At 42.7% G+C, this 23,942-nt stretch carries 31 protein-coding genes and 1 tRNA gene; 12 read left to right on the forward strand and 20 right to left on the reverse strand.

The annotated features are described in order from the left end of the window. Window positions 1-44 precede the first annotated feature (44 nt). A complete protein-coding gene (locus tag AC0VYE_RS33995) occupies window positions 45-497 on the forward strand; it encodes a CBO0543 family protein (RefSeq protein ID WP_076266564.1) in 453 nt (150 codons plus the stop codon). Here the strand turns inward: AC0VYE_RS33995 and AC0VYE_RS34000 are convergent. Further along, a complete protein-coding gene (locus AC0VYE_RS34000) occupies window positions 492-1,649 on the reverse strand; it encodes an AI-2E family transporter (RefSeq protein ID WP_076266565.1) in 1,158 nt (385 codons plus the stop codon). The two genes, AC0VYE_RS33995 and AC0VYE_RS34000, sit on opposite strands and share 6 nt — an antisense overlap. Window positions 1,650-1,814: 165 nt before the next feature. Between AC0VYE_RS34000 and AC0VYE_RS34005 the strand changes: the two genes are divergently transcribed. The 8 genes from AC0VYE_RS34005 to AC0VYE_RS34040 all read left to right on the forward strand — a co-directional run bounded on the left by AC0VYE_RS34005 (window position 1,815) and on the right by AC0VYE_RS34040 (window position 7,396). Then, a complete protein-coding gene (locus AC0VYE_RS34005) occupies window positions 1,815-2,483 on the forward strand; it encodes a PspA/IM30 family protein (protein ID WP_076266566.1) in 669 nt (222 codons plus the stop codon). Window positions 2,484-2,597: 114 nt separating this feature from the next. After that, complete coding sequence (locus tag AC0VYE_RS34010; protein WP_076266567.1) at window positions 2,598-2,999, forward strand: DUF350 domain-containing protein; 402 nt, start codon at window positions 2,598-2,600, stop codon at window positions 2,997-2,999. 22 nt (window positions 3,000-3,021) lie between these two features. Continuing rightward, a complete protein-coding gene (locus AC0VYE_RS34015) occupies window positions 3,022-3,528 on the forward strand; it encodes a DUF4178 domain-containing protein (RefSeq protein ID WP_076266568.1) in 507 nt (168 codons plus the stop codon). 10 nt (window positions 3,529-3,538) lie between these two features. Continuing rightward, window positions 3,539-4,285: a DUF4247 domain-containing protein gene (locus AC0VYE_RS34020; RefSeq protein WP_475445295.1), complete on the forward strand. Its 747-nt coding sequence runs from the start codon at window positions 3,539-3,541 to the stop codon at window positions 4,283-4,285. A 198-nt stretch (window positions 4,286-4,483) separates the two neighbouring features. Then, window positions 4,484-5,113: a TetR/AcrR family transcriptional regulator gene (locus AC0VYE_RS34025; protein WP_076266570.1), complete on the forward strand. Its 630-nt coding sequence runs from the start codon at window positions 4,484-4,486 to the stop codon at window positions 5,111-5,113. Next, window positions 5,110-5,964, forward strand: coding sequence for an ABC transporter ATP-binding protein (locus AC0VYE_RS34030; RefSeq protein WP_475445298.1), 855 nt, complete (start codon window positions 5,110-5,112; stop codon window positions 5,962-5,964). The genes AC0VYE_RS34025 and AC0VYE_RS34030 overlap by 4 nt, the downstream gene beginning before the upstream one ends. Then, on the forward strand, window positions 5,961-6,668 hold the full coding sequence (locus AC0VYE_RS34035) for a fluoroquinolone export ABC transporter permease subunit (RefSeq protein ID WP_076266572.1): 708 nt from the start codon (window positions 5,961-5,963) through the stop codon (window positions 6,666-6,668). The genes AC0VYE_RS34030 and AC0VYE_RS34035 overlap by 4 nt, the downstream gene beginning before the upstream one ends. Next, window positions 6,665-7,396 carry a hypothetical protein gene (locus AC0VYE_RS34040; protein ID WP_475445300.1) on the forward strand — a complete coding sequence of 244 codons (732 nt, stop codon included), beginning with the start codon at window positions 6,665-6,667 and terminating at the stop codon, window positions 7,394-7,396. The genes AC0VYE_RS34035 and AC0VYE_RS34040 overlap by 4 nt, the downstream gene beginning before the upstream one ends. 26 nt (window positions 7,397-7,422) lie before the next feature. Here AC0VYE_RS34040 and mnhG read toward each other — a convergent pair whose 3' ends face one another. Genes mnhG through AC0VYE_RS34070 form a run of 6 tightly spaced genes read right to left on the reverse strand, consistent with a single transcriptional unit; the run spans window position 7,423 to window position 13,229 of the window. Beyond that, window positions 7,423-7,785, reverse strand: coding sequence for a monovalent cation/H(+) antiporter subunit G (gene mnhG / locus AC0VYE_RS34045; protein WP_475449821.1), 363 nt, complete (start codon window positions 7,783-7,785; stop codon window positions 7,423-7,425). Next, the gene (locus AC0VYE_RS34050; RefSeq protein WP_076266574.1) at window positions 7,769-8,053 is read right to left on the reverse strand and encodes a Na(+)/H(+) antiporter subunit F1; all 285 of its coding nucleotides are present in this window, start codon (window positions 8,051-8,053) and stop codon (window positions 7,769-7,771) included. The genes mnhG and AC0VYE_RS34050 overlap by 17 nt, the downstream gene beginning before the upstream one ends. Continuing rightward, the gene (locus AC0VYE_RS34055; RefSeq protein ID WP_475445303.1) at window positions 8,053-8,529 is read right to left on the reverse strand and encodes a Na+/H+ antiporter subunit E; all 477 of its coding nucleotides are present in this window, start codon (window positions 8,527-8,529) and stop codon (window positions 8,053-8,055) included. The genes AC0VYE_RS34050 and AC0VYE_RS34055 overlap by 1 nt, the downstream gene beginning before the upstream one ends. Before the next feature lie 5 nt (window positions 8,530-8,534). After that, a complete protein-coding gene (locus AC0VYE_RS34060) occupies window positions 8,535-10,013 on the reverse strand; it encodes a Na+/H+ antiporter subunit D (protein WP_475445305.1) in 1,479 nt (492 codons plus the stop codon). Continuing rightward, complete coding sequence (locus AC0VYE_RS34065; RefSeq protein ID WP_054025754.1) at window positions 10,006-10,344, reverse strand: Na(+)/H(+) antiporter subunit C; 339 nt, start codon at window positions 10,342-10,344, stop codon at window positions 10,006-10,008. The genes AC0VYE_RS34060 and AC0VYE_RS34065 overlap by 8 nt, the downstream gene beginning before the upstream one ends. A gap of 2 nt (window positions 10,345-10,346) precedes the next feature. Further along, entirely contained in the window at window positions 10,347-13,229 is a 2,883-nt protein-coding gene (locus AC0VYE_RS34070; RefSeq protein WP_475445307.1) for a Na+/H+ antiporter subunit A, read from the reverse strand. 261 nt (window positions 13,230-13,490) lie between these two features. Here AC0VYE_RS34070 and AC0VYE_RS34075 point away from each other — a divergent pair, with 261 nt between their 5' ends. Further along, window positions 13,491-13,745 (forward strand): hypothetical protein, encoded by a 255-nt coding sequence (locus AC0VYE_RS34075; RefSeq protein WP_475445309.1) that lies wholly within the window; start codon window positions 13,491-13,493, stop codon window positions 13,743-13,745. A gap of 23 nt (window positions 13,746-13,768) precedes the next feature. Here the strand turns inward: AC0VYE_RS34075 and rpsR are convergent, their stop codons facing one another. From rpsR to rpsF, 3 genes are all read right to left on the reverse strand, one after another. Further along, window positions 13,769-14,053, reverse strand: a complete 285-nt coding sequence (gene rpsR / locus AC0VYE_RS34080) for a 30S ribosomal protein S18 (RefSeq protein WP_054025756.1) — start codon at window positions 14,051-14,053, stop codon at window positions 13,769-13,771. A gap of 111 nt (window positions 14,054-14,164) precedes the next feature. Then, window positions 14,165-14,686, reverse strand: coding sequence for a single-stranded DNA-binding protein (gene ssb, locus AC0VYE_RS34085; RefSeq protein ID WP_054025757.1), 522 nt, complete (start codon window positions 14,684-14,686; stop codon window positions 14,165-14,167). 36 nt (window positions 14,687-14,722) lie between these two features. After that, a complete protein-coding gene (gene rpsF, locus AC0VYE_RS34090; RefSeq protein ID WP_054025758.1) occupies window positions 14,723-15,007 on the reverse strand; it encodes a 30S ribosomal protein S6 in 285 nt (94 codons plus the stop codon). Window positions 15,008-15,279: 272 nt separating this feature from the next. Here rpsF and AC0VYE_RS34095 point away from each other — a divergent pair, with 272 nt between their 5' ends. Continuing rightward, window positions 15,280-15,462: a YjzC family protein gene (locus tag AC0VYE_RS34095; RefSeq protein WP_076266580.1), complete on the forward strand. Its 183-nt coding sequence runs from the start codon at window positions 15,280-15,282 to the stop codon at window positions 15,460-15,462. A gap of 482 nt (window positions 15,463-15,944) precedes the next feature. Here the strand turns inward: AC0VYE_RS34095 and AC0VYE_RS34100 are convergent. The 4 genes from AC0VYE_RS34100 to AC0VYE_RS34115 form a co-directional block, all read right to left on the reverse strand. Further along, a tRNA-Ser gene (locus AC0VYE_RS34100) sits at window positions 15,945-16,035 on the reverse strand. Between the two features lie 80 nt (window positions 16,036-16,115). Continuing rightward, on the reverse strand, window positions 16,116-16,328 hold the full coding sequence (locus tag AC0VYE_RS34105) for a DUF951 domain-containing protein (RefSeq protein ID WP_054025760.1): 213 nt from the start codon (window positions 16,326-16,328) through the stop codon (window positions 16,116-16,118). Continuing rightward, window positions 16,318-17,193 (reverse strand): mechanosensitive ion channel family protein, encoded by an 876-nt coding sequence (locus tag AC0VYE_RS34110; RefSeq protein WP_076266582.1) that lies wholly within the window; start codon window positions 17,191-17,193, stop codon window positions 16,318-16,320. The genes AC0VYE_RS34105 and AC0VYE_RS34110 overlap by 11 nt, the downstream gene beginning before the upstream one ends. Window positions 17,194-17,224: 31 nt before the next feature. Continuing rightward, window positions 17,225-17,479 (reverse strand): putative Se/S carrier protein, encoded by a 255-nt coding sequence (locus tag AC0VYE_RS34115; protein ID WP_076266583.1) that lies wholly within the window; start codon window positions 17,477-17,479, stop codon window positions 17,225-17,227. A gap of 112 nt (window positions 17,480-17,591) precedes the next feature. Between AC0VYE_RS34115 and yyaC the strand changes: the two genes are divergently transcribed. After that, complete coding sequence (gene yyaC / locus AC0VYE_RS34120; RefSeq protein ID WP_339205822.1) at window positions 17,592-18,200, forward strand: spore protease YyaC; 609 nt, start codon at window positions 17,592-17,594, stop codon at window positions 18,198-18,200. Window positions 18,201-18,215: 15 nt separating this feature from the next. Here yyaC and AC0VYE_RS34125 read toward each other — a convergent pair whose 3' ends face one another. The 6 genes from AC0VYE_RS34125 to rsmG form a co-directional block, all read right to left on the reverse strand. After that, on the reverse strand, window positions 18,216-18,698 hold the full coding sequence (locus AC0VYE_RS34125; protein ID WP_339205823.1) for a DUF4446 family protein: 483 nt from the start codon (window positions 18,696-18,698) through the stop codon (window positions 18,216-18,218). Between the two features lie 27 nt (window positions 18,699-18,725). Further along, window positions 18,726-19,898, reverse strand: coding sequence for an aminotransferase class V-fold PLP-dependent enzyme (locus AC0VYE_RS34130; protein WP_475445314.1), 1,173 nt, complete (start codon window positions 19,896-19,898; stop codon window positions 18,726-18,728). A 104-nt stretch (window positions 19,899-20,002) separates the two neighbouring features. Then, on the reverse strand, window positions 20,003-20,854 hold the full coding sequence (locus tag AC0VYE_RS34135; protein WP_076266587.1) for a ParB/RepB/Spo0J family partition protein: 852 nt from the start codon (window positions 20,852-20,854) through the stop codon (window positions 20,003-20,005). After that, a complete protein-coding gene (locus AC0VYE_RS34140; RefSeq protein WP_076266588.1) occupies window positions 20,835-21,608 on the reverse strand; it encodes a ParA family protein in 774 nt (257 codons plus the stop codon). The genes AC0VYE_RS34135 and AC0VYE_RS34140 overlap by 20 nt, the downstream gene beginning before the upstream one ends. A 207-nt stretch (window positions 21,609-21,815) precedes the next feature. Next, window positions 21,816-22,634, reverse strand: a complete 819-nt coding sequence (noc, locus tag AC0VYE_RS34145) for a nucleoid occlusion protein (RefSeq protein ID WP_076266589.1) — start codon at window positions 22,632-22,634, stop codon at window positions 21,816-21,818. 585 nt (window positions 22,635-23,219) lie between these two features. Then, window positions 23,220-23,942: a 16S rRNA (guanine(527)-N(7))-methyltransferase RsmG gene (rsmG, locus tag AC0VYE_RS34150; RefSeq protein WP_475445317.1), complete on the reverse strand. Its 723-nt coding sequence runs from the start codon at window positions 23,940-23,942 to the stop codon at window positions 23,220-23,222.

The raw sequence follows: 23,942 nt of genomic DNA on the forward strand, positions 1-23,942 counted from the left end.
ATTCAGGACATTCTAATAAAAAATGTTCAAGAAAGGAACTTATAATGCTTATCAATATTATATTTGGGTTCTTTGTTCCTTGGATTGCCGGTATATATTTGGGCGTAAAAAGCCCCAAAACCTTGCTTCTTATTTTCCCTATCGGAGCGGTCTCCTCTTTAGTCATCAACTCAATCGGTTTTCAATTAAAGTTTTGGGATTTCACACCTCTTATCCCCAATGACGAGTCCGTTTCCGCCTTGCCGCTTGATATCGGTCTTTACCCGCTACTAGCATGCTTTATGATCTGGCTGATCAATTCACGCCCCGTATTAACCGTGCTAATCTTGTTCTTGTTCATACTAGGCACTACACTGCTTGAGTTTATGGCTCTAATCTATGGCAAAGTATCCTACGGAAACGGCTGGAATATAGGGTATACCTTTTTATCCTACCTGCTGGCTTTCGGTATTGTCTTTATATATTTCAAGCTGCTTAAGCGAAATCGGTTATTATAGCACGTTTTCGCCTTTCTTATCTTCTTCATATAGAATGGAGCGGCTTCTAAACCATTCGAACAGATGAATTACAACAACCTTGATGACTGCATAACCCGGTACAGCAAGTACAATCCCTGCAAGACCAAACAAGTTGCCTGCTGTCAAAATAACAAAAATAATAGTGATCGGATGGATATGAAGCGATTTTCCCATGATTTGCGGCGAGATGAACTTACCTTCGATTAATTGAACAATCGTCCATATAACCACCATCTTCAGGAGCATGACTGGCGACGTCACCATAGCAACAATTAAAGCTGGTGTAATCGCAATGGCAGGCCCTAGATACGGAATAACGCTTGTGCATGCAGCTACCAGCGCAAGCACAAGTGAGTATTCCAGGCCAATAATTAAGTAACCGATATATAACAGCAGCCCAATACAGAAAGACACTATAATTTGACCTCGGATATAGCTGCTGACTTGTCCGTTCATCTCTGCCATAATTCGTTTCGTGTGCGGCTGAAGCTTGTTAGGCAGGACACTAACGATCGTTTCCGGCAGCCTTTTTCCGTCTTTTAGCAAATAGAACAAAATAAACGGAAGCGTCAATATCGCAAGAATAACCTCTTTAAGTGCTCCCACAAAGGAACCCACGCTTGTTAACGTTCCATTCAAAATGGACGTGGCTTGCTCTGTAATATTCGACGTCAGCTTCTCCGGATTTAAATTAAACCACTCTTGTACTTGAATAAATCCAGCGCTATCCATAAACTGCTCAAATTTAACCCGCAATTGCTCGCCGTATTTAGGGAAGCTGTTCACGAAGCTCACGGCTTGCCCATTTAATAATGGAATGACGATGACAAGCAAAATTGTAATCAGTCCTGCGCCAACCAGAAACAGCATAATAATAGAATATATCCGTTTGACTCCCTTTCGTTCTAAGAAGTCGACGACCGGATTAAGTAAGTAATAAGCAATTCCCGCCAATATGACCGGCAGCAGCAAGGTCTTGAGCAGCACGGTTAAAGGCGTGAAAATGTATGAAATTTTCGTCAGCACCATAATATTTAGTCCAACAAGCAACAAAACAAGCAGAAATAATACGAACTTATTGTTCAAAATAAATCGCTTAAACCGCTCCGTTCCAGTTTTGCTATTTTCCATGGTTATGCTCCCTCTTTTCTTCTCATACAGGTAATCATTTTGGTTTATTGTAGCATTTCTTTAAATATAAACGCGAATGGCAGCGATTCTGCATTTACTTGCAACGACTCGCTTGCTCTTCGCGTATTATAACTTATGCGTACTACGATTCTAGGAGGGATTTCATTGTCCATATTTAAACGACTGCGTGATCTTACTTTATCGAATGTATATGCTCTAATTGAGAAAGCGGAAGACCCTGTTAAGTTGACCGATCAATATATTCGCGACATGCAAGAGGATCTAGCCGATGCCGAGAAAGCAGTCGCAGCACAAATTGCCATTGAGAAAAAATTCAAGCAGCTTTATGAAGAGCAAGCACAGCTGGTTGAGAAGCGCAGTGAGCAAGCCCATCTTGCAGCACAAGCGCAAAACATTGAGCTCGCTCGTCGTGCCTTGGAAGAGAAGAAAACAGCCGAACAGAAATCAACGGAGTACAAAACGAGCTTCGATCAGAATAAATTGCTCGCAGACAATTTGCGCGGCAAGCTGGATGAGATGCGCCAACAGCTCACTGAGCTTAAAAACAAACGTGAAACACTCGTCGCTCGTTACAATGCAGCCAAGGCACAAACGGAAATTAATAAAGCAATGTCTGGCTTCGGTACCGATTCAGCTGCTTCAGGCATGAAGCGTATGGAAGAGAAGATGCTGCAAATGGAAGCGCAAGCTGAAGCCAGTAACGAATTAAGCGCCAAAGGAAAATCGCTTGATGCTGAGTTTGAGAAGCTCGGCAAGGATAAAGCGGTCGATGATGAGCTTGCCGCCTTGATGAAGCAATACGAGAAACAGTAATAGCTTAGTCACTTCATAAATATTATCTAGTGTGGCCGCTTATGTTACGAATCGGAGGACCGGTTTTAACGGAAGCGGTCTTTTTTATAAATTGAACCATTGGAGGAACTGACGATGTCTTGGATTGACCTTATTCGAATTCCGATTTGGACAGGTGCTGGAGCAATTTTGTTAATCATCATCATGTTTTTAGACTCGCGTTTTACGAAGTACAATGATTTGCAGGAAATTAAAAAAGGAAATACTGCGGTAACGACTCGCTTCGTACTCAAATTATTTGCTCAAGCGTACATACTGTCCCAATCCATCAGTAAATCAAGTGAAATGTGGGAAGCTCTACTCATCTCGCTCATCTCCTTCGTGCTGTTGCTCATACTGGAGTGGATCGTAGAGAAAATCGTCATTGCTGTCAGCGGTATGAAGCTGGAGCAAGGTATTCATGAGGGTAAAGTCAACTACGCGTTATTCGCAGGCTCTCTGCATGTTGCAGGCGCACTAATTATCGGGTCTATCTAATTATTCAGAAGGAGTATATACGATGAGCTTGTTCAAACGGATCAAAAACCTGATTGCTACTTCTCCTCCGCCCATTGCTGAGAAGAGCATAATGACATTGTCACCTGGCGATGCTTGTGAGGTTTCCTTAATAACTTATAACGTCACAGGCAGAACTCATAATCGTGCACGCAACGCGATTGTCCTCACGCTTCAGGATGGCATAACCATTCGTTATTTAACGATAGAGGAGCGAGAAAGAACCGTATTTGCGCTTTATGACCCTATAGACGGGCGCTTGGAATCAATTGACGAGGTGCCTACCATTTTGGAGCTGGATGAACGTACATATCATATGGAGGAGCAATTCTCCGGTTTAATTACGGCGACCGGCAAAACGCCATATATGCAGGGAGGCGAACAGTCTGTCTGGCAATATCAATCGGATGATATGAAGCTGCTTCGTATCGAATGGCAAAACGGGCGCTTCATGCTCTATGAAGGAGAAAGCGTGCTGCCTGCAGATGTTCGCGTGCTGCGCGGCGGCTAGGAGGATAACAATGAACAAATGGTGGCATCAATCTTTGAAATACCTGCTTCTGCTTAGCTTTATCATCCCGCTTCTCACAGCATGCACCATTTCAGATACAGTTAAAGAGCAGTACCCGTTAGAATCAGTCAACGGCTCTGGCAATCAAACCTCTTACATCTATCGTGCCGAAAATCGTTCCGTTCCTGATGTCGCTTCTGATTTTAACGAGCAACGTAAACCGAAGCAGCAGAGCGAGACAAGTACAGAGCGGATGTTTCTCGTCTATTCCGATGAAGTCATCGATTTGCAGCAGGCTCCTGATGCACCGGAAGATACACTGATCGAAATTAACTCAACGGAATATGTACGTCAGAATTATAGCTCAAGCTTTCTCCAAGCCTACTTAATCGCGAGTGTTCTTGATGATCTGTTTGATAAGGGCAAATACGGCAGCGGCAAATACCGAGGTTATTCGTCAAAGGATACCTACAAGCCTAAGACAACGTACCGCATACCTACCGTTGATGATAAGAAGCTTGCACCACCAGTTACCGTTAATCGTACCGGCTCGGTTATGAGACGCTCCAAAGAGGCGGGTGTTTCCTCCTCCTCCCCCAAAGCAAGCACGAATACAATCACCACAAAGCCAACGACCAAAGGCAAGATTGTGAAAGACAATAAGCAAAAGAATAGCTCAAGCAAAGTATTCACCAAGCCGCGAACGTCTAAACCTTCCATTAAAGTTGGCAAAAGCAGAATTTCACGGCGACGCTGAAGCTGATACTAGCCTCTTTGGCAGAGAAATTTAAGATAACAGCAGCAAACGATCTGCTTTCTAAGATATCAAAATCAGGGCAGTATCCTCTACTTGGGTACTGCTCTTTTATTATGCTTGACTGGAATCTCCTTTATCGCTTATTGTGAATATAAAATAAAAATATTCATAAAATCATAAAAAGAAAAGAGAATCCTTATGCCCAAAAAATTCAGTGAGCAAGAGAAACAATGGATTAGCAAAAAGCTGTTCGAAGAAGGCAAACGCTGCTTCGAAGCTGCTGGTCTTCGCAAAACAAGCATTGAAGATTTAACGAAAGCTTGCGGCATTGCACAAGGCTCCTTCTATATGTTCTTCAATTCGAAGGAGGAGCTCTTTTATCACATTCTGCTTGAAGAGGAGGCTTTAATCCGCAATCGTCTGCTTGCTTCGCTAAATCGGAGTGAACTCGTAACCAAAGAGAGTATTCATCAATTTCTTATTGAATCCTTCCGTCTATTAGGAGAAAGCCCTATGGTTCGTCAAATGTACTTGGAAGGTGAATTTGCTCAGCTTGTACGCAAGCTGCCTCCAGAGCTCTTGGAACATAATTTCTCTGATGATGCAGATGCCTTAATGCCAATTATTCACCATTGGCAAGCAGCTGGCATTCTCACTCATACAAAGCCTGAGCTTATCGTTAGTATGATCAGAGCGCTTGTCCTTCTTACCTTGCATAAGCAGGAAATCGGGCCAGGCATTTATTCCGATACCATTTCATTTATGCTTGATATTGTTGCGGAAGGTATGTATGCAAAGCGTGATTTAGGAGGGGAAATTATCGAATGATCAAAGTGAATCAGCTTGAGTACAAGTATCCCGGTACCACAAATACGATTCTGCACGGCCTTACCTTTTCAATCGCGCCAGGAGAAGTATTTGGTTTTCTCGGTCCATCAGGTGCTGGAAAGAGCACCACGCAAAAAATATTGATCGGTGCACTTAAAGGTTACGCAGGCAGTGTGCGTGTTTTGGATCATGAAATCAAGAGCACTGGTCCCGACTATTATGAACAAATCGGCGTTGCTTTTGAATTCCCCAACTTCTACAGCAAGTTTACAGTCCTTGAAAACTTAAAATTGTTTCGTTCTCTTTATGCAGGCGTTACCTTGGACCCTATGCAGCTCCTCTCCCAGGTTGGACTGCAGGATGCCGCGAATATGAAGGTGTCACAGCTATCCAAAGGCATGAAGATGAGGTTGAATTTTTGTCGTGCATTGCTGCATCAACCAAACATTTTGTTTCTCGACGAACCGACCTCCGGCCTTGATCCTGTAAATGCAAAGCGGATGAAAGAGTTAATTTTGGAGAGGAAAGCTGCGGGTACTACCATTGTAATCACAACACATAACATGCAAGCAGCCGAGGAGCTTTGCGACCGTGTTGCTTTTATTGTCGATGGTCAGATTAAGCTTATTGATTCTCCTAGAGAGCTAAGACTGCGACATGGCCAAAACAGTGTTCGAATTGAATATTTAAAGCAGCATGAGCTGCTAACCGAACACTTTTCTATGGATGGGCTTGCGGGGAATCAGCAATTTATGAACCTTATCCATCATGAAAAAATCGAAACGATTCATTCCTTAGAAGCAACTCTTGAACAAATATTTATTGATGTGACAGGCAGGGCTTTAGTATGAGAATGTGGATGACCGTATGTCATGATCTTCGTTTCCAGTGGCGCCATAAATTTTACCTGATCTACATGCTCGTCTGCACAATATATCTCCTATTGCTCCACTCTATTCCCACAGACTACAAAACAACCGTTGCTCTATTGCTTACCTTCTCTGATCCAAGTGCGTTAGGATTAATTCTAGCTGGCGGCATTGTCTTGCTTGAGAAAGACCAAGGCATTCATGACAGTCTGTTCGTTACCCCGCTTCGTGTAACCGAATATTTGCTTGCCAAAGCTTGTTCTCTTGCCTTACTCTCAATCTCATCTGCCTGGGCTATACATCTATTTTCCATTGGTGTACCCGCTTCACCTTTTCATTTCACGATTGGCATCCTGCTTACATCCAGCTTTTTCACTTTGTTATCCATTGGCGTAGTTGTACGCTCGCAATCGGTAAACGGTTTTATTCTACTCTCACAGCTCTATGCTCTGCCGTTTGCGCTTCCTCTACTCGGCTTCTTTCAGATTGGCAATCCATATTTATACATGATCATCCCTACGGAAGGAACCCTCTTATTGTTAAAATCGATGATCAAACAGCCATCTGTCGCAGAAACGATGTATGCCATTTTCATTTTATTATTAGGCAACACACTCGTTTTCTTATGGGCTAAACGGTCATTTCAGCAGGTCATTCTTATGAAAATAGGAAAGAGGGATTCATGATGATACTGAAAATTAAAGCTTTTATGAGGAATGATGCGAGGCAAATTAGGATGGATCCTATGCTTATGGCCAGTTTATTTGGTCCCCTAGCCATTATCGTGGTTGCTCGTTATGCCTTCCCTCCATTATCCGATTGGATACATGAGCAGTACGGCTTTTTATTGATGGATTATTCCAATTTCGCGGTAACGTTCCTTATGCTTGTCATACCGCTTCTTCCAGGGACAATGGCTGGACTTCTTATGCTCGATGAACGGGATGAAAACATGATTGCTTATTATGCGATTACCCCTTTCACACGTAAAGGCTATTTTTTGTATCGATTACTGCTGCCATGCGCTCTTGCAATAAGCTTGGCCAGTTTATTCATCCTATTATCGGGCATTGCAAAGCTTCAAATCGAAAGTTTGTATACCATCGTATTGCTAACCCTAGAGGCCCCATGTTTGGCTTTGTTTCTAGCGACTTTTGCAACAAATAAGGTCGAAGGCTTAGCCTTGTCCAAGATAAGCGGTTTACTTTTTGCAGGACCTATTATTGCTGCCTTCACCCCCCTGCCATGGCAGTATTTAGGAGCATGGATTCCAAGCTACTGGCCTGCCAAAAGCTATTTATTAGGAATAGCAGGCGAGCCTTTAGCTGCTTTAGGGGCATTTGGCATCGGACTCACCTATCATCTTATTTTATTAAAAATCATGTTTCATTCCTTTTTGAAGCGGATCGACTAAAAAGATATGCCGTCCTTCATTAGGAATTACCCCAGTTCCTCTTTAGAGGCGTCCTTCAAATCATCCTGTATGCTTTTATTCCATAGCGGCACGCCTGAACGATAGGCCGCTCTTCCGTTCAAATGTCCGGCTACCGGTCCTGTGATGAATACGAACACAATGCCTAACAGCAGCTTGGCGCTCGTATGCTCCAAATAAATCATAAAGTATAGGAAAGCAGCCACCAGAATGAACAACACCCCAAGCGTCGCGCTTTTGGTTGCCGCATGTGATCGTAAATATACGTCAGGGAGCCGAATTAAGCCAAAAGCACTTAGAGCACCAATTAAAGCACCAAACAAAACCATCAGTCCAATAATCAGCTCTCCTGCTTTACTTATCATCTCCATGTTCAAAAACGACACCCCTTTCAATATATCTTGCAAAAGCGGTTGTCCCGATAAAGGTCAATATGCCGATCAATAATATGATATCGAAATAATTTTTTGTTTTTAGCAGCATGCAAATGACTGCAATCATCGATAATAAAATGACACCAATCGTATCCAAAGCAGCGATCCGATCCGTTATGGAAGGACCTTTGAGCAGCCGGTACATACAACCCAAAATAGCTAGTGATAGTATAACTAATGATGCAATAAGCAAAGTGGACAGCATTACCGAGTCACCTCCATAATCGCTTTTTCAAAAGAATCCTTGATCTGCTGTGAGAGCAGCTCCGCATCATCCATATCCATCGCATGAATATATAATGTTTGGCCATCCTTGGATACGTCGAGCGTCAGCGTCCCTGGTGTCAAACAGATTAGGCAGGACAGCACTGTGATTTCCCAGTCTGTTTTGAGCTCGGTTTGCAGAGCAAAGATCCCTGGACGTATGGCGAGCTTAGGACGAACGATTAGTCCAATGACAACGAAGCTGGAAACAAACAATTCCTTTATGAAAAGGACAAGAAGCTTAAGAATTGCCCATACTCTCTTCATATAAAAGTCATGCGGCCAAAAGCGGCTGAGCAGCCCTATAAATAAAATACCGATGATATATCCTACGATGAACCGCGGAGCCGACCAGTCATTGTGAAGAAACATCCATACGATAGAAATGATTAAGTTTAATAAGATTTGCAAAGCCATCTCATCTACTCCTTTAATACGGCATCGATATACTGCGCCGGATTGATAAGCGTATGCCCTGCTTCAGAAACGTATTGATACACCCACTCTGAGCCGATGCCCATCGCAACAACGATCAAGCACAACCCTGCTGCAGAAACGATAAATCCTTTATTAACGGCAGGCAGCGAATCGGCATTTTTCATCTCTGCACCCCAGAAAGCCGCCATAAATATTTTGATCAAGGAATAGAGCACGATGAAGCTTGATGCTAGCGACACAGCTGTAAGCCAAAAATATTTTTCCTGAAATCCGCCCATTATGATCAGCAGTTTCCCAGTGAATCCACTAAGTGGAGGAATGCCTGCAATGGCTAACGCTGTGATAAAAAACATCCAGCCCATAAACGGATAACGCTTGATCAAGCCTCCCATTTCCTTTAAACGCCCCGTACCAGCAATATACATCAGCATTCCTCCAATGATAAAAAGGAGTGCCTTGGCAACCATATCGTGCAGCAAATAGAACACGACTCCATCTAGCGCTTCCTTTGAGCTCACCGCTAACCCAAAAGCTAGAAAACCAACGCTGATGATGACATTGTAGTTCAAAATACGGCCAATATCGGAATAAGCGGCCGCCCCGAAAGCGCCTAAAACCATCGTTGCAGCGGCCATCCAAGCCATCCAGTGATGCGTAATCGTAGGTTCATGATAAAAGATAAGCGTAAATGTCCGTATGAGAGCATATAAGCCTACTTTCGTGAGCAGCGCACCAAACAATGCGGATACCGCTGCCGGAGGCGCACTATAAGAGCCGGGCAGCCAGAAAAATAGGAACAGTCCCGCCTTTAAAGAAAATACGATCATGAACAAGATCGCAATGACGTTCAAGACGCCGCTCTGACCTACTTCAGCTATGCGCTGTGACAGATCCGCCATATTCAAAGTGCCTACAACTCCGTACAAATAGGCAACTGCTGCAACAAATAGTGTTGAGGATAAAATATTAATTAAAATATATTTCAACGTTTCACGGAGCTGCTTCTTCGTCCCTCCAAGCACGATAAGCGCATAGGAGGAAATGAGCATAACCTCGAAGCAAACAAATAAATTAAACAAATCTCCCGTAAGAAACGATCCGCTCACACCGACAAGCAGAAACTGATAAAACGGATAAAAATAATATTTTTCTCTCTCCTTGCCGATCGTCCCGAATGCAAAGAACAAACAGAAGGTGCCGACAATCGAAGTAGCCAAAACAAGCAATGCGGCAAGCATATCCCCAACGAACACAATACCATACGGCGGCAGCCAGCCTCCCATGTGCAGCGTTTGAATGCCCTCCGTTTTTACTTGATAGATAAGGACAATAGCAGCAGCCAGATTAAAAAGCATACCAATCGCACTTACCCAGCGCTGCCCGGTCACGCTATTTTTAAAAAACAAAAGAATAACTGCCGTACACAAAGGAATGAGAAGCGGGAATACAAGCAGATTATTCATCGTCATTCCCCCTTAACTGCTCCATATCGTCAGTACCCAGCTTCTGATAAGCCTTATAAGCGAGTACAAAGAAAAAAGAGGTCACGCCGAAGCTGATGACGATAGAAGTTAGAATCAGTGCCTGCGGCAGCGGATCGACATACGTTTCCGCTTTTTCGCCAAGCAGCGGAGCAGCTCCTGTTTTCAGCTTGGACATCGTAAGCAGCAGCAAATGAACACCATGGGTAAGGATAGAGGTTCCCAAAATGATACGCAGCAGGCTTTTGGACAAGATCAGATACACCCCGACTGTAAAAATAACACCGATTGCGAGTGACATATACAATTCCATAGCTACTTATCCCTCCCTATCGTTAAAATGATGGTCATCGTCACACCTATAACGGTCAAATATACCCCTAAATCAAACAGCATTGCCGTAGCAAGCTCCGTATCGCCCAATAGCGGCAGCTCGAAGTGTCCAAAGGCATGACTGAGAAATGGTGCACCAAATATAAAAGATCCTACTCCCGCCAAAATAGCTATCGACAGCCCAATTGCTGTTAATACTCGGAAATCGATAGGAATAACCTCTCGCATCGTCTGCAATCCAAAGGCCATCGTAAGCAAAATAAATGCAGCCGACGCCATTAATGCCCCGATAAATCCTCCCCCTGGATGGTTATGCCCTGCGAACATCAAATACACTGAGAACGTCAATATAATGAAGATAACGACTTTCGCTATCGTCTTCAGAATAACATCGTTGCTTCTTACTACTGGAAATGCCAGCTTTCCTCTATTGCTTTGCTTAGGCAGAAACACTCTTTCATCCTCTGCCTCTGTATCCAGCTTCAGCTTAATCATGGCATAAATACCTAATGAAGCGATGGCAAGGACAACAATTTCAAGCATTGTATCGAAGCCACGGAAATCAACGAGGATGACGTTAACCACATTTTTGCCGCCCGCTAATTCGTAGCTCTCTTTTAAGAAAAAGCCTGATATAGAATCAAACGCGCGATTTCCGCTTGCACCAAGCGCAATTAAAGTCATTATAATCCCTACACTAAGCGCAATAACAAAATTAGATAGTCGAAAACGCAGGGCGGCTATTTCCTTGCTCAGCTTCGGCAAATGATAGAAACATAAGAGGAACAGCGTCACCGATACTGTCTCGACGATCATTTGAGTCAAAGCTAGATCAGGCGCCTGTAGGATGACAAAAAACAAGGTGACCATATAACCTGCCGCACCCGTCAAAATGATAGCCATCATTCTCGACTTCGTAAACGGTATAGCAATAACCGATATGACTAAGACGATAATAATAACCGCCTCATATACGGATATTGGAGCGTAGTCCGAGAACTGGAACACATTCACTTTTTCTTGGATCATCGTTAACCCAAGCGACACAATTAGAAATACAAAAATGTACATCAAATAGTGGCGAATGGAACCCGTCATATAACCGTTGGTCAACCGATTGGAGCCTTTATCCAATACTCGAAGTCCTCCATCATACATTTGGTTCAATGAGATGTGCTGGAAAAGCGGTTGATTGATCCACTGGATACGTTGATGAAACTTGAACAAAAGTGTCCCTGCAATTACGACGCCCATCGTCATAAATATTTCAGCTGTCCAGCCATGCCAGAATTGAATATGCACGAGGAAACGCTCGCCGGGCAGCAGCACATTCGGATGAATCGCAGCCATGGCAGGTTCAATTAAAGAGTACGCAAGCAGGTTTGGGAAAAAACCGATAACGACAGCTAATGAAGCAAGAATGACCGGGGAAATAAGCATGCCGAGCGGCGCTTCATGCGGCTTCTTCGCTAGCTTCTCGAATTGTGCCGGTCCCGTAAACGTTCTAAATAGCAAAATCATGCTGTATACAAATGTAAATATACTTGCAACCCATGCGATAACGGGAATGATAGCCAGCATAAATGAAACATTGAAAAAGTCCAGCTGCCTAATATTAAGAGCCGCTGTAAAAAACATTTCCTTGCTCAAAAAGCCATTAAACGGCGGCAGGCCTGCCATCGAGAAGGCTCCAATAAGCGCAATGGAGAAGGTTATTGGCATTAGAGCCATAAGACCGCCTAGCTTGCGAATGTCTCTCGTCCCTGTTTCATGGTCAACGATTCCGACAACCATGAACAAAGCGCCTTTAAACACAGCATGGTTGATCAAGTGAAAGATGGCCGCCATCGTTGCTTTTGCATAAAAGAGTGAATCTGTACCTCCTGTATAGAAAGCCGCCGCCGATCCAAGTCCAAATAAACTCATCAGCAAGCCGAGCTGGCTAATCGTTGAGAAAGCGAGCAATGATTTTAAATCCGTCTGCTTCATCGCTCGGAAAGAGCCATAAATCATCGTCACAAGACCAAAGAACGAAACGAGCCAGAACCATGCCGACTCTCCAGAGAAGATTGGACTGAACCTTGCGACTAAATATAAACCTGCCTTAACCATCGTCGCTGAGTGTAGATACGCACTTACAGGGGTTGGAGCCTCCATCGCATCAGGCAGCCAAATATGGAATGGAAACTGCGCCGATTTTGTAAATGCACCAACTAGAATAAGCAGCATCGCGGGCAAAAACAATATATTGCCGTTTAGCGTATCAATCCCGCCGATAATCTCACGAATGCTAAAAGTGCCTGACGTCACATACAGCAGTACAAAACCAGCCAGCATAGAGAGGCCGCCAAATACAGTAATGAGCATAGATTTTAATGCGCCGTATCTCGATTTCTCTCTATGGTTCCAGAAAGCGATCAGCAAGAACGAGGAAATGCTCGTCAGCTCCCAGAAACCATACAACACGATAAGGTTATCTGATAGGACAACCCCGAGCATAGCTCCCATAAATAGAAGCAAATAAACATAAAAGGATGTTATCGCTTCCTTATTTTTATCCAAATAATAAATCGAATAAAGGACGACTAACGCGCCAATTCCCGTAATTAATAAGGCAAATAATAAAGCTAAACCATCCAAATAAACGGTAAAATTAACTCCTAATGAAGGAATCCACGGGATGGTTGCTGTTAAGGTTTCTCCGCTTTGAATCGCTGGTATTTTCCATAGAAAATAACCAAACAGCAAAATTGGCAAAGGCAGAATAATCCAACCCGTATGAAGTCCATGCAGCAGCTTTCGCAGCAAAGGACTAATAGCAGCCATAATAAATGGTAAAATGACGATGATAGATAGCAAAAACACTCTCCCCTTCCTCTACAAATGACTTCCATAGCTTTTCCCTATTTTTATAAAAGTACTTCCATTTCTGCCGGAGCCTTAAAAAAACGCAAAAAGAGCCCGCTGTTGGCAGGCTCCTCCGATAAAAAAAGTTAATTTAGTTGTTTTTTGAGTACACTTTAGTATATCGTTCAAGTCTAAAATTGTCAAAAGAATTGAGATGACAAAACAGGGAGAATGAAAATAGTGAAAATGGGGATTACTCTTACTAAAGGAGTGATCATCATGCTGCATACAAAAATAGCGATCAGCTCATTCATTTTCATTCTGATTTTAGCTGGCGCATGGCGTTTGGATCAGCAAGTGGATCAGCGGCGGAGCAAACAGCTGCTGCAGCCTGCATCCTTACTCCAATACAAAATATATTCAGCGCATGATTCTATCCATCATTTAGAGCCCTATTCCCCTTATTTACCTCGTGAATATATGCGTATCATTCGATTAGAAATACAAAAAAAGCCTACTGAGAAAGCTCAGTAGGCTTTTTGATTCCAGACAGCGACCTATTCAGTCGTGTAAGGAAGCAATGCGATTTGACGTGAACGTTTAATTGCGATTGTAAGCAAGCGTTGGTATTTCGCGCTTGTACCAGTCACACGACGTGGCAAGATTTTGCCGCGCTCGCTAATAAACTTTTTCAACAAATCAACATCTTTATAGTCAATTTTAGAAATTTTGTTTACAGTGAAGAAACAAACTTTACGGCGTTTGTTGCGTCCGCCTTTACGTCCGCTGAACTTACGTTCTGGACGCTCGTCGCCACCGTTATCTCTTTGCTTGAAAGCCATGATAGGTATCCTCCTTATCGTTGAAAATATTACAATTACACAACAGCTTTATATCGCAATAAAGGCTGTGCAACTGCTCCATTGACATGTGCAGCCTGAGCTACACCATTATCAAAATGGCAAATCATCCTCTGATATATCAATCGGGCGTCCGTCATCCTGAAACGGATCACGGCTGTCGTTACGTGAGTTATTACCAGATGGACGGTTACCGCTGCTTTGGGACGCATTGCCGCCGAAATTGCTTCCGCCGGTGCTTGTACCGCCGCTGTAGCTGCTTCCACCCTCTTCACGCGATCCACCGCCATCTTTGTTGGATTCCAAGAACCGAACGTTATCAGCGATAACTTCCGTCACGTAGACGCGTTTGCCTTCGTTGTTCTCGTAATTCCGAACTTGAATGCGACCTTCAACCGCTGTTAAGCGGCCTTTGCGCAAATAGTTGGCGCAAGTCTCGGCCAGTTGACGCCATGTTACAACCGGAATAAAATCCGCTTCACGCTCACCTTGACCACCGCTTGTAAACGGACGATCTACCGCTAACGTAAATTGTGTAACTGCGACACCTGCAGGTGTATAGCGAAGCTCTGGGTCTCTCGTCAATCTACCAATTAGTATAACACGATTCAACATCGTTTCTGACCTCCCAATCGAACAATCCAGCTTGGATTAAGCGGCGTCTCTGACGATCAACGAACGGATAACTTCATCCGTAATCTTCATGATACGGTCAAGTTCATTTACAACTTCAGTAGTTGCATTGAAATGAACGAGTACAAAATAACCATCACGAAGCTTGTTGATTTCATACGCAAGACGACGTTTTCCGCTCACATCTTGCTTTGTGACTTCTCCGCCATTGGAGATAATGCCATGGAATTTGTCAACGATCGCTTGCAAGGCTTCTTGCTCAACGTCTGGACGAACGATGTACATTACTTCATATTTGCGCATATTGTTTCACCTCCTCTTGGACTAACGGCCCCATAAATGGAGCAAGGAACGAGCTTCTGCTCGCATCTCTATACTATATCAAATCTGAACGCCTATGACAAGCGAAAATAGATGATGTTACTGCGTAGGCAACTTCTGGCGATGGTTCATCCATTTTATAGCCGTTATCTGCTACTCATGCAAATTCCATTGCCCGCTAATACTACACCATGAAGGGATAGATCTTGTGCATTTATCTATCCGCTCTAAATATAAGCTGGAGGCTGATCATAATGGGTGAAGGTACAATGTTTTCGCCGGGCGACAAAGCTCCGAATGATGGCACATACATCGAGGACGGTGTGAACTCATTTCATATGGGAATCAATAATCCGAAGAAGGTCAAGCTCAGCAAAGGGCAACGTTTTCCTGACACCTCTAATCACGAACGTAAATGGAAACGAATGGGCCATTAATTTTTCTACAAGGTTTTGAATAATAAAACATCAGTTTGGCCATTCTAATTTTTGACGGTGCAAGAGAGGTGTGGTTCCATTGAACCATTTCGGCAAACGCGGAGACACTATACCCGTCTAAAAACGGATTAGCTCTCATCGCGTGAGGATTTCGTCCACTCAGGAGAGAAGCGGAGGGTTGTGCCAAAGACACTTGTCTGTAACACACGCGCATTCGAGCATTGATACATGTTACCGTTCAATCGGTCGTGTATGATTGTGCTCAAAAGGATTTAATGAAGCTTTAGCTGATTTGTTCCGATTGACGAATGATGTTTCAACAGCTTGCAGTGAGAATTGATCGACTCAGCCATTATTCACCGTCAGGAAGAGAGCTCGCAAGAGCTCTCTTTTCTATATTATTTATTCCTGTGTTTTTCCAAATCTATTAAAAAAACATAAAAAAACGGTTCCTCTGAAGGAACCGTAAATGTTTAATATAATGGCGGAGAAGGTGGGATTCGAACCCACGCACGGTTTGACCCGCCTAGCTGATTTCGAGTCAGCCCCCTTGGGCCTCTTGGGTACCTCTCCGCATGTAAAAATTATTGTATCACAGTGCTTGTCAACGCGCAAGTATTTCCTTAAAACCCCTCAGCCGTTCGTACTTCTGCTTATGTTAAGCCTTCTTCTGAGGCCTTGGAGCGCAGCACCTTTTTCATGTTTTTTTCAAATTTAGCTCTAGGTATGAGAACGCTGTGCTTACAACCGACGCATTTAATGCGGATATCCATCCCCATTCGAATGACTTCCATTTCATTAGAGCCGCATGGATGCTGTTTTTTCATTTGAACAACATCACCTAGCTCAAATTGCTTACGCTCCATCTTTTTCGCCTCCCTTTCCATTGCGATGATAAGTGACCATTCGAGGATATGGAATTTCAATACCACTCGCATCTAATGCCTTTTTCAGCTCCATATTTAACTTGCGTGATACGATCGGATGCGTATTCGGTCGACACTCAGCAATCACTCGAAGCGTTACCCCTGTTGGAGCAATAGCCTGAATACCAAGCACTTCCGGTGCATTAATTAAATTCTCATCCTTCATCGTGATCATCGTATGTCGAATGACCTCTAGCGCACGATTTACTTCTTCCTCAAAAGCAATCGAAATATCAACAACTGCGATGCTATTATTAATCGAGAAATTTGTAACCTCATTGATCATGCCATTGGGAACAATATGAACCTCCCCGGTCCAGCTCTGAATACGGGTTGTCCTAAGTCCAATGACTTCTACGGTTCCTTTGAATTGCCCTGTCTGAATCACATCGCCTACAGCGAATTGATCTTCGAGTACAATAAAAAATCCCGTAATAATATCCTTCACCAGGCTTTGCGCACCAAACCCGACAGCAAGTCCAAGTACACCTGCTCCTGCCAGCAATGGCCCTAAATTAATCCCGAATTCAGACAATATGAGCATAATGGTTATAAAATAGACGACGTAAGAAGTTACATTCTTCATCAGCTTGCCTACGGTTGTCATTCGCCTTGTGTGGTTGATCAACATCTTGTTCTCACGCTCTAAAATAATCCGATCAATGGTTTTATGGATCACCCATACAACTACACGGCCAATGAATAAGAACATGACGATTCGCAGCGCAGAACTCCCAAATGCTTGCCATAATTCATTGTTTGTCAACCAATCAACAAATTCATCATATCGTTCTCTGATTGACATCACAATTCCTCCTCATTAACTTTGAATATATTCACATGTCGATTTGCTCATAACCGGCTTCAATCGGCTTAAATATACCTCTAACTTCCACGTTTTCCTGCACAATAACTTCTTTAACCGTTATCAAATCTTCCTCAGGAAAATGAATAGATAATGCGCAGCCGGCTGTAATTTCCTTCGGCGTGGGACATATGTCAATTTCAATATCTGCGTATTCGAGCAGCATTTCTGCACGCAATGCTTGCTGAGTTGAATCGAAGGCAATTAACACAAGCAAGACCTCCATTAAATTAGCATGACAAACTTTCTTGGCAAACAAAATATCAAAACTATCTGACGTATAAAATGGTTGTCCTATCCATATACTAGTAGCATATCGGTATAATCGGAGGGATTCTATGAAGCTTTCATTTATTAAAGAGACGCCTTTGAAGGTACCCTACACCACCGCAAACGTAATTGGCATGCTAGTAAATCGACTTACAGCCATGCTCGAAGAAATGGCTGCTGCACGCCCCATCGTAGTTGTCTGCGTAGGCACGGACCGTTCAACAGGAGACTCTTTAGGACCGCTAATTGGAACCTCACTATCGAAATACCGCAGCCCTCATTTTTCACTATTTGGCACGCTTGAAAATCCGGTTCATGCTATGAATTTAGATGATACCCTTATCGAGATCAATCGACGGTTCCACAAACCATTTGTGATTGGCATTGATGCCTGCCTTGGTCAAGTATCCAGCGTTGGCAGCATTCAAGTAGGTGTAGGCCCTGTGCGTCCTGGTGCTGGCGTCAACAAGGACCTTCCTCCTGTTGGCGACATTCATATTACTGGTATCGTTAATGTAGGCGGATTTATGGAGTATTTTGTGCTGCAAAACACTCGTCTGCATCTCGTTATGAAAATGGCCGACATTATTTCGCTCAGTTTATTTACTGCTATTGCGAACAATGCGCATATCACGACCAGCGTTCTTGAACAAACCGCAGCTTCGGATAATATCTAATAACAAATAAGTTTCCTATTTTGCTTCCAAAATAGCTTTATGCTCTTCAGGGGTTAATGGGTAAACGGATTGGCCTTTTTCAAGAGGTTTTGCATAGACATAAGTATTTTCCCTGCTATGAATACCTGAAAATACGGCTCCATCCTTCTCATCATTGATAATTGCGATTGAAAAGCTGAGATCACTGCCCTGTTCAGCAAAAGCATTGTAACGAATGACGCCTACTTTTCCTTTTTGCTTTGTTACAGTAGATTGCATTTCAATTAGCTGCGCCTTCAGCTCCGTATTCGCTTGCTGCTGCTCGGCAAGGCCTTGCTTCAATTCAACAATGACATCTTCCATATTCGTCACACCTGTATTCCCCATAACCGCTGTATATTGCTTTCTTAGCTTTTTCAGCCGTCCGCCTAAAACCGCTATCCAAATGAATAATACGATGGCAAATAACGCAATGCCCACCGTAACTGCATTCATCGGATTTGATGTCCAATCTTCCATCTTAGCTACTCCGCCCCCAGTTCAATGCTAAACGCCATATTGCTGTGCAATCTCTCTGATTGCACCTGTTAATGCATCAATTTCTTCATTCGTTGTAAATACACCGACACTTGCTCGTATAGCTCCTGTTTCCAATGTTCCTGCACAAGCATGTGCGAGTGGAGTGCAATGAAATCCAGCTCGCACAGCAATTCGGTAATGCTGATCCAAGATGAATGATAATTCAGAAGGATCAACGCCCTCTAGGTTAAAAGCTACAATACCTGTTCTTTGTTCCCCAAGCTCTGGTCCCAGTATTTTGACTCCCTTTACTGGTTCAAGCCCTTGCATTAATCTCTGAGTAAGCATCCATTCCTTAGTATGGATATTGTGCACCGTCTCATTCAGAACATACTGTACACCGGTTTTGAGCCCTGCCAAGCCCGGTGTATTTTGTGTTCCCGCCTCGTAACGATCAGGCCGCACTTGAGGCTGCTCAACAGCCTCAGATTGGCTTCCTGTCCCACCATGCATTAAAGGCACCAAATCAAGCTCAGGATCGATGTACAGCCCTCCTGTGCCTTGTGGGCCCAATAACCCTTTGTGCCCCGGGAAAGCCAGCATATGAATGCCCATTGTTCTTACATCTATAGGTAAAATACCTGCGCTTTGCGCGGCATCAACTAACAATTTTATTCCATGCTTCCTTGTTAGTTCAGCTATATCCGCTACAGGCATAATTGTTCCTAACAAGTTGGAACTATGATTAACAATAGCAAGTGTTGTGTTAGAACGAATAGCTGAGGCAACATCATCTATGTTAATATTTCCGCGTTCATCCGATTCTACATATGTCACTTCAATACCGATTGTCTGTTCCAGAAAATATAAAGGTCTTCTTACTGAATTATGTTCAACTGAGGTTGCGATAACATGATCACCAGGCTTCAACCAACCTTTTATCGCCATGTTTAATGACATCGTCGTATTAGAGGTGAATGCTATATCATTCGGGTTTTTTATGTTAAATAGTTTAGCCAATTGTTTACGCGTTTCAAATAATATTCGACTTGCTCGCACAGCCATAGCATGACTGCCTCTTCCCGGATTAGCAGCATCATTTAACATAGCATTAACGACTGCTTCTGTTACTGCAGGCGGCTTAGGCCAAGAGGTTGCCGCATGATCCAAATAAATAAGTGATTGATTATGATTGCTCACGAATTTCACACCTTTCCTAGCTGCCTGCTCACAACAATGGCATACCTTAGTTTAATCTTTCAAAAGCAAGATTACAACTAAGGTATGCCATTGTTTGGTATAGTCTATGCCATGTATTGAAGCAATTCTAGCAAACGTTCCAAATCCTGTTTACTATAGTATTGAAGTTCAATTTTACCTTTATCTTTTTGCTGTTTAATTTTCACTGTCGTTTTAAATCGTTCACGAAGCGACTCCTCTAAATGGTCAATATAAGGATCGCGTTTTTTCTGACTCGGCTTCGCTGTATCTTCCGGCTGCTTCGAATCAAGCTTCTGAATCGCCTCTTCAAGCTCGCGGACACTCCACTCTTGAGAAACGGTAAGATCTGCTAATTCCTTTTGCACCTTATCATCTTTAATGCCGACCAAGGCTCTTGCGTGACCCATAGAAATTGTTCCACGTGAAACATTATCTTTTATTTCAGTTGGCAACGAAAGCAACCGAACGAAGTTGGCAATATGAGAACGGGACTTTCCGACCTTCATGGACAACTCTTCTTGCGTAAGCTTGAACTTATCGATAAGCGCCTGATAAGCAATCGCAACTTCAATTGCATTCAAATCCTCGCGCTGTAGATTCTCTATTAAAGCAATCTCCATAACCTGTTGATCAGTAAACGATCTTACAACAGCAGGAATTGTTGCATTTCCACAATATTGCGAAGCACGGAAGCGTCTTTCACCTGCTATGATTTCGTAACCTTTCAATACAGTACGAACAATAATAGGTTGAATGATGCCATGCTGCTTAATGGATTCTGCTAATTCTTTAATCGAATCCTCATCAAATGTTTTCCTAGGTTGATACGGATTAGGCCTTAGTTGGGATAAGGTAATTTCAATCACTTTATCATCGTCATTCACAGAAAGCGATGGGATAAGCGCATCCAGCCCTCTACCTAGCCGCTTGCTCATACATAATCACTTCCTTTGCGAGTTCAAGATAAACTTCTGCACCTTTAGAACGCGGGTCGTATGTGATAATAGCTTGTCCATGTGATGGCGCTTCACTTAAACGTACATTACGTGGAATAATCGTTTGATACACTTTTTGTTGGAAATATTTTTTCACTTCTTCAATAACTTGAATTCCCAGATTCGTTCTCGCATCAAGCATAGTCAGAAGAACACCCTCAATTTGAAGCGATGTATTTAAATGCTTTTGAACGAGTCGAACCGTATTAAGCAGTTGACTCAAACCTTCAAGAGCATAATATTCGCACTGGATAGGAATAAGAACAGAATCAGCTGCGGTTAACGAGTTTATCGTTAATATCCCAAGTGAAGGAGGACAATCAATAAGCACATAATCGAAATCATCCTTAACCATATGCAAAGACTTTTTCAAACGCAGCTCTCTTGATATCGTCGGTACTAATTCGATTTCGGCACCAGCCAATTGAATCGTTGCTGGAATGATTTTCAAACCTGGAACAGCCGTCTCGAACATTGCATCCTTTGGATGGACTTCATTAATAAGCACATCGTAAATACAATTCGTTACGTCCCCTTTGTTAATACCGAGACCACTTGTTGTATTCCCTTGTGGATCAATATCAACTAGCAGCACTTTTTTACCAAGTGATGCAAGACAGGCAGCTAAATTGACAGACGTTGTCGTTTTTCCGACACCGCCCTTCTGGTTGGCTATTGCAATTATCTTCGACAAAACCGGCTCACCTCTATGTGTACAACTTTTATGTGCTATTTTCTTAAGATCCACTAACTTAAAAATGCTAATAACATAAAACTAGTTAATTATCATGAATCCTACATGTGCAGCACATTTAATAAAAAACTAGCTACAAATGGCATCGCCGCCCTCAGTGAGGACGGCACAAATAAGCATTAAATTATACTATTTTAAGATATAACTCTATCTTTTAGGGATCTGGATCGTAATTTCATAATGATCTTCATGATCCTTTTCATTCGTCTTAATTTGCAATCCCGAACCAGAAACCATTTCAATGGATTGTCTGATTGTATTAAGAGCCAGACGTACGTCCTTAGTAAAAGAAATACGTTTCGCTTTCTTGAGTTTGGTCGACTCTTTTAGGAAAGCGATTCTAACCTCAGTCTGCTTAACATTCAAATCTTTAGTTATGATCTCATCTAATACTTTAAGCTGCAATTCTTCATTATCGAGCGACAACAAAGCCCTTGCATGTCGTTCCGTAATTTTCCGTTCCATTAAAGCCATCTTAATCGTATCATTCAACATTAACAATCTTAATTTATTGGCAATCGTCGATTGACTTTTCCCTAGACGCTGAGCCAAGCTTTCCTGTGTTAATTGATGAAGCTCGATTAATTTTTGATAGGCTATCGCTTCCTCAATTGCTGATAAACCTTCTCTTTGAAGATTTTCAATTAAAGCAATGGAAGCCGTTTGCGAATCGTTGAATTCACGAACAATACCAGGGATTGTATCGTAACCAAGCTTAGTAACAGCACGCCAGCGACGTTCCCCTGCTATGATTTCATATCTTCCATTACGCATACGAACAACGATAGGCTGAATAACACCATGCGTTTTTATCGTTTGACATAATTCTTCAATTCGGTCATCATCAAAAATCGTCCGCGGCTGAAATGGGCTTGCGTCGATTTCTTGAATCGGTATTTGCCGAACTTCTTCTTGCGGTATGCGCTGCTCGGACAGGCCGAACAATCGAGAAAATTGTTCTTTCATATCGATAATTACCACCCGATCATGAGATAAACCTTGTTTCTAATCACTTCAAAAGAAACCATATCCCCCATCATAGTAATGGGAAGCATGCATTTCACACAAAATGTCTGCATTAACACTAGTAAACTAGGAAAATGTCTCCATTCTATTAAAAAGCAATTACAAGGTTTTTGCAATAAATACGCTTCAGCAGTAAGATTGGTTCATTGCCAATTGGATTATTTCGGTTACTAGAACCTCTCTCAGGTAATAATCGTCAACTGCACGGCGAACATCCATAACAAAATTCATTCGGAAATGATAGGAGAGGCTTCAGTTAAAATATAATCAGGTATGGCTGTAAAGCTTGATACGATGCTTATATTTGCCCGTGATACGAACTTCAATGTGTCTCATGAAGACGTTTATTGGTTCGTCTATGTAACGGTATCGTCCAGTCTCTTCATCTATTATAATAATTCGACTATCACTGGACGATCTCCTGCTTGACATCATTTTAGAACAAATAATTGTTATAAGAAAATGGAAGTTCTTTTCCCCAAGTAACCATTTGCAAAATGTTTCACGTGGAACATTAGATGCCAGCTACATAAGTGGCTGTTTTAGTGGAGTGCCTGCTTTTCTAGGGTATTTACGCGGAGTAGCATCTAGCTTCTCTATTAAAATAATATGTCGCTCTGATTGCTCGTTTGGAAGCGATAACTGATGCTGAGATTTAATTTTTCCTTTGAGCTCTCTTAGGCTTAAAGCTGCCTCCCGAACTTCTTCATCCGATTGCGAGCCTTTCATTGCAGCAAACAATCCGCCTTTTTTTACGAAGGGCAAACAAAATTCATTTAATACATTTAATCTCGCAACTGCCCTTGCCGTTACTAAATCGTACTTGTCACGGTGGTCTGGTAATTGTGCAATATCTTCAGCCCGGCCATGCAAGCATAAAACCTGATCTAAACCAAGCTGCTCTTTCAGATGCGTTAGAAATTGTATTCTTTTATTCAAAGAATCAACAATCATGATTTGCAAATGAGGAAAACAAATTTTCAAAGGAATACTAGGAAAACCCGCTCCTGAACCTATATCAGCAAGCTTGCGAACACTGTCCATCTTCGTATAAAAGGAAAGCGATACGGAATCATAAAAATGTTTCTCGTATACAGCATCTCGTTCGGTAATGCCGGTCAAATTCATTTTCTCATTCCACTCAACGAGCAGGCGAAAATAAGTTTCGAATTGTTCAAGCTGAACGGGAGAAAGCGGAATACCGCTCTCCTCCATTCGTTTTGTAAACCATTTTAAAGTTTCGTCCAT

The organism is Pristimantibacillus sp. Z349TD_6, from assembly GCF_056173205.1.

Excerpts from the sequence above, each read along its gene's own strand:
- noc (WP_076266589.1), bottom strand. The coding sequence starts at position 22,634 with ATGAAAGAACAATTTTCTCGATTGTTCGGCCTGTCCGAGCAGCGCATA.
- AC0VYE_RS33995 (WP_076266564.1), top strand. The coding sequence starts at position 45 with ATGCTTATCAATATTATATTTGGGTTCTTTGTTCCTTGGATTGCCGGT.
- AC0VYE_RS34110 (WP_076266582.1), bottom strand. The coding sequence starts at position 17,193 with ATGTCAATCAGAGAACGATATGATGAATTTGTTGATTGGTTGACAAAC.
- rpsR (WP_054025756.1), bottom strand. The coding sequence starts at position 14,053 with ATGGCTTTCAAGCAAAGAGATAACGGTGGCGACGAGCGTCCAGAACGT.
- rsmG (WP_475445317.1), bottom strand. The coding sequence starts at position 23,942 with ATGGACGAAACTTTAAAATGGTTTACAAAACGAATGGAGGAGAGCGGT.
- AC0VYE_RS34135 (WP_076266587.1), bottom strand. The coding sequence starts at position 20,854 with ATGAGCAAGCGGCTAGGTAGAGGGCTGGATGCGCTTATCCCATCGCTT.
- rpsF (WP_054025758.1), bottom strand. The coding sequence starts at position 15,007 with ATGCGCAAATATGAAGTAATGTACATCGTTCGTCCAGACGTTGAGCAA.
- AC0VYE_RS34115 (WP_076266583.1), bottom strand. The coding sequence starts at position 17,479 with ATGGAGGTCTTGCTTGTGTTAATTGCCTTCGATTCAACTCAGCAAGCA.
- AC0VYE_RS34035 (WP_076266572.1), top strand. The coding sequence starts at position 5,961 with ATGAGAATGTGGATGACCGTATGTCATGATCTTCGTTTCCAGTGGCGC.
- AC0VYE_RS34125 (WP_339205823.1), bottom strand. The coding sequence starts at position 18,698 with ATGGAAGATTGGACATCAAATCCGATGAATGCAGTTACGGTGGGCATT.
- AC0VYE_RS34095 (WP_076266580.1), top strand. The coding sequence starts at position 15,280 with ATGGGTGAAGGTACAATGTTTTCGCCGGGCGACAAAGCTCCGAATGAT.
- AC0VYE_RS34050 (WP_076266574.1), bottom strand. The coding sequence starts at position 8,053 with ATGCTGTCCACTTTGCTTATTGCATCATTAGTTATACTATCACTAGCT.
- AC0VYE_RS34075 (WP_475445309.1), top strand. The coding sequence starts at position 13,491 with ATGCTGCATACAAAAATAGCGATCAGCTCATTCATTTTCATTCTGATT.
- AC0VYE_RS34055 (WP_475445303.1), bottom strand. The coding sequence starts at position 8,529 with ATGGCTTTGCAAATCTTATTAAACTTAATCATTTCTATCGTATGGATG.
- yyaC (WP_339205822.1), top strand. The coding sequence starts at position 17,592 with ATGAAGCTTTCATTTATTAAAGAGACGCCTTTGAAGGTACCCTACACC.
- AC0VYE_RS34060 (WP_475445305.1), bottom strand. The coding sequence starts at position 10,013 with ATGAATAATCTGCTTGTATTCCCGCTTCTCATTCCTTTGTGTACGGCA.
- AC0VYE_RS34020 (WP_475445295.1), top strand. The coding sequence starts at position 3,539 with ATGAACAAATGGTGGCATCAATCTTTGAAATACCTGCTTCTGCTTAGC.
- mnhG (WP_475449821.1), bottom strand. The coding sequence starts at position 7,785 with ATGGAGATGATAAGTAAAGCAGGAGAGCTGATTATTGGACTGATGGTT.
- AC0VYE_RS34015 (WP_076266568.1), top strand. The coding sequence starts at position 3,022 with ATGAGCTTGTTCAAACGGATCAAAAACCTGATTGCTACTTCTCCTCCG.
- AC0VYE_RS34030 (WP_475445298.1), top strand. The coding sequence starts at position 5,110 with ATGATCAAAGTGAATCAGCTTGAGTACAAGTATCCCGGTACCACAAAT.
- AC0VYE_RS34000 (WP_076266565.1), bottom strand. The coding sequence starts at position 1,649 with ATGGAAAATAGCAAAACTGGAACGGAGCGGTTTAAGCGATTTATTTTG.
- AC0VYE_RS34065 (WP_054025754.1), bottom strand. The coding sequence starts at position 10,344 with ATGGAATTGTATATGTCACTCGCAATCGGTGTTATTTTTACAGTCGGG.
- ssb (WP_054025757.1), bottom strand. The coding sequence starts at position 14,686 with ATGTTGAATCGTGTTATACTAATTGGTAGATTGACGAGAGACCCAGAG.
- AC0VYE_RS34025 (WP_076266570.1), top strand. The coding sequence starts at position 4,484 with ATGCCCAAAAAATTCAGTGAGCAAGAGAAACAATGGATTAGCAAAAAG.
- AC0VYE_RS34010 (WP_076266567.1), top strand. The coding sequence starts at position 2,598 with ATGTCTTGGATTGACCTTATTCGAATTCCGATTTGGACAGGTGCTGGA.
- AC0VYE_RS34040 (WP_475445300.1), top strand. The coding sequence starts at position 6,665 with ATGATGATACTGAAAATTAAAGCTTTTATGAGGAATGATGCGAGGCAA.
- AC0VYE_RS34105 (WP_054025760.1), bottom strand. The coding sequence starts at position 16,328 with ATGGAGCGTAAGCAATTTGAGCTAGGTGATGTTGTTCAAATGAAAAAA.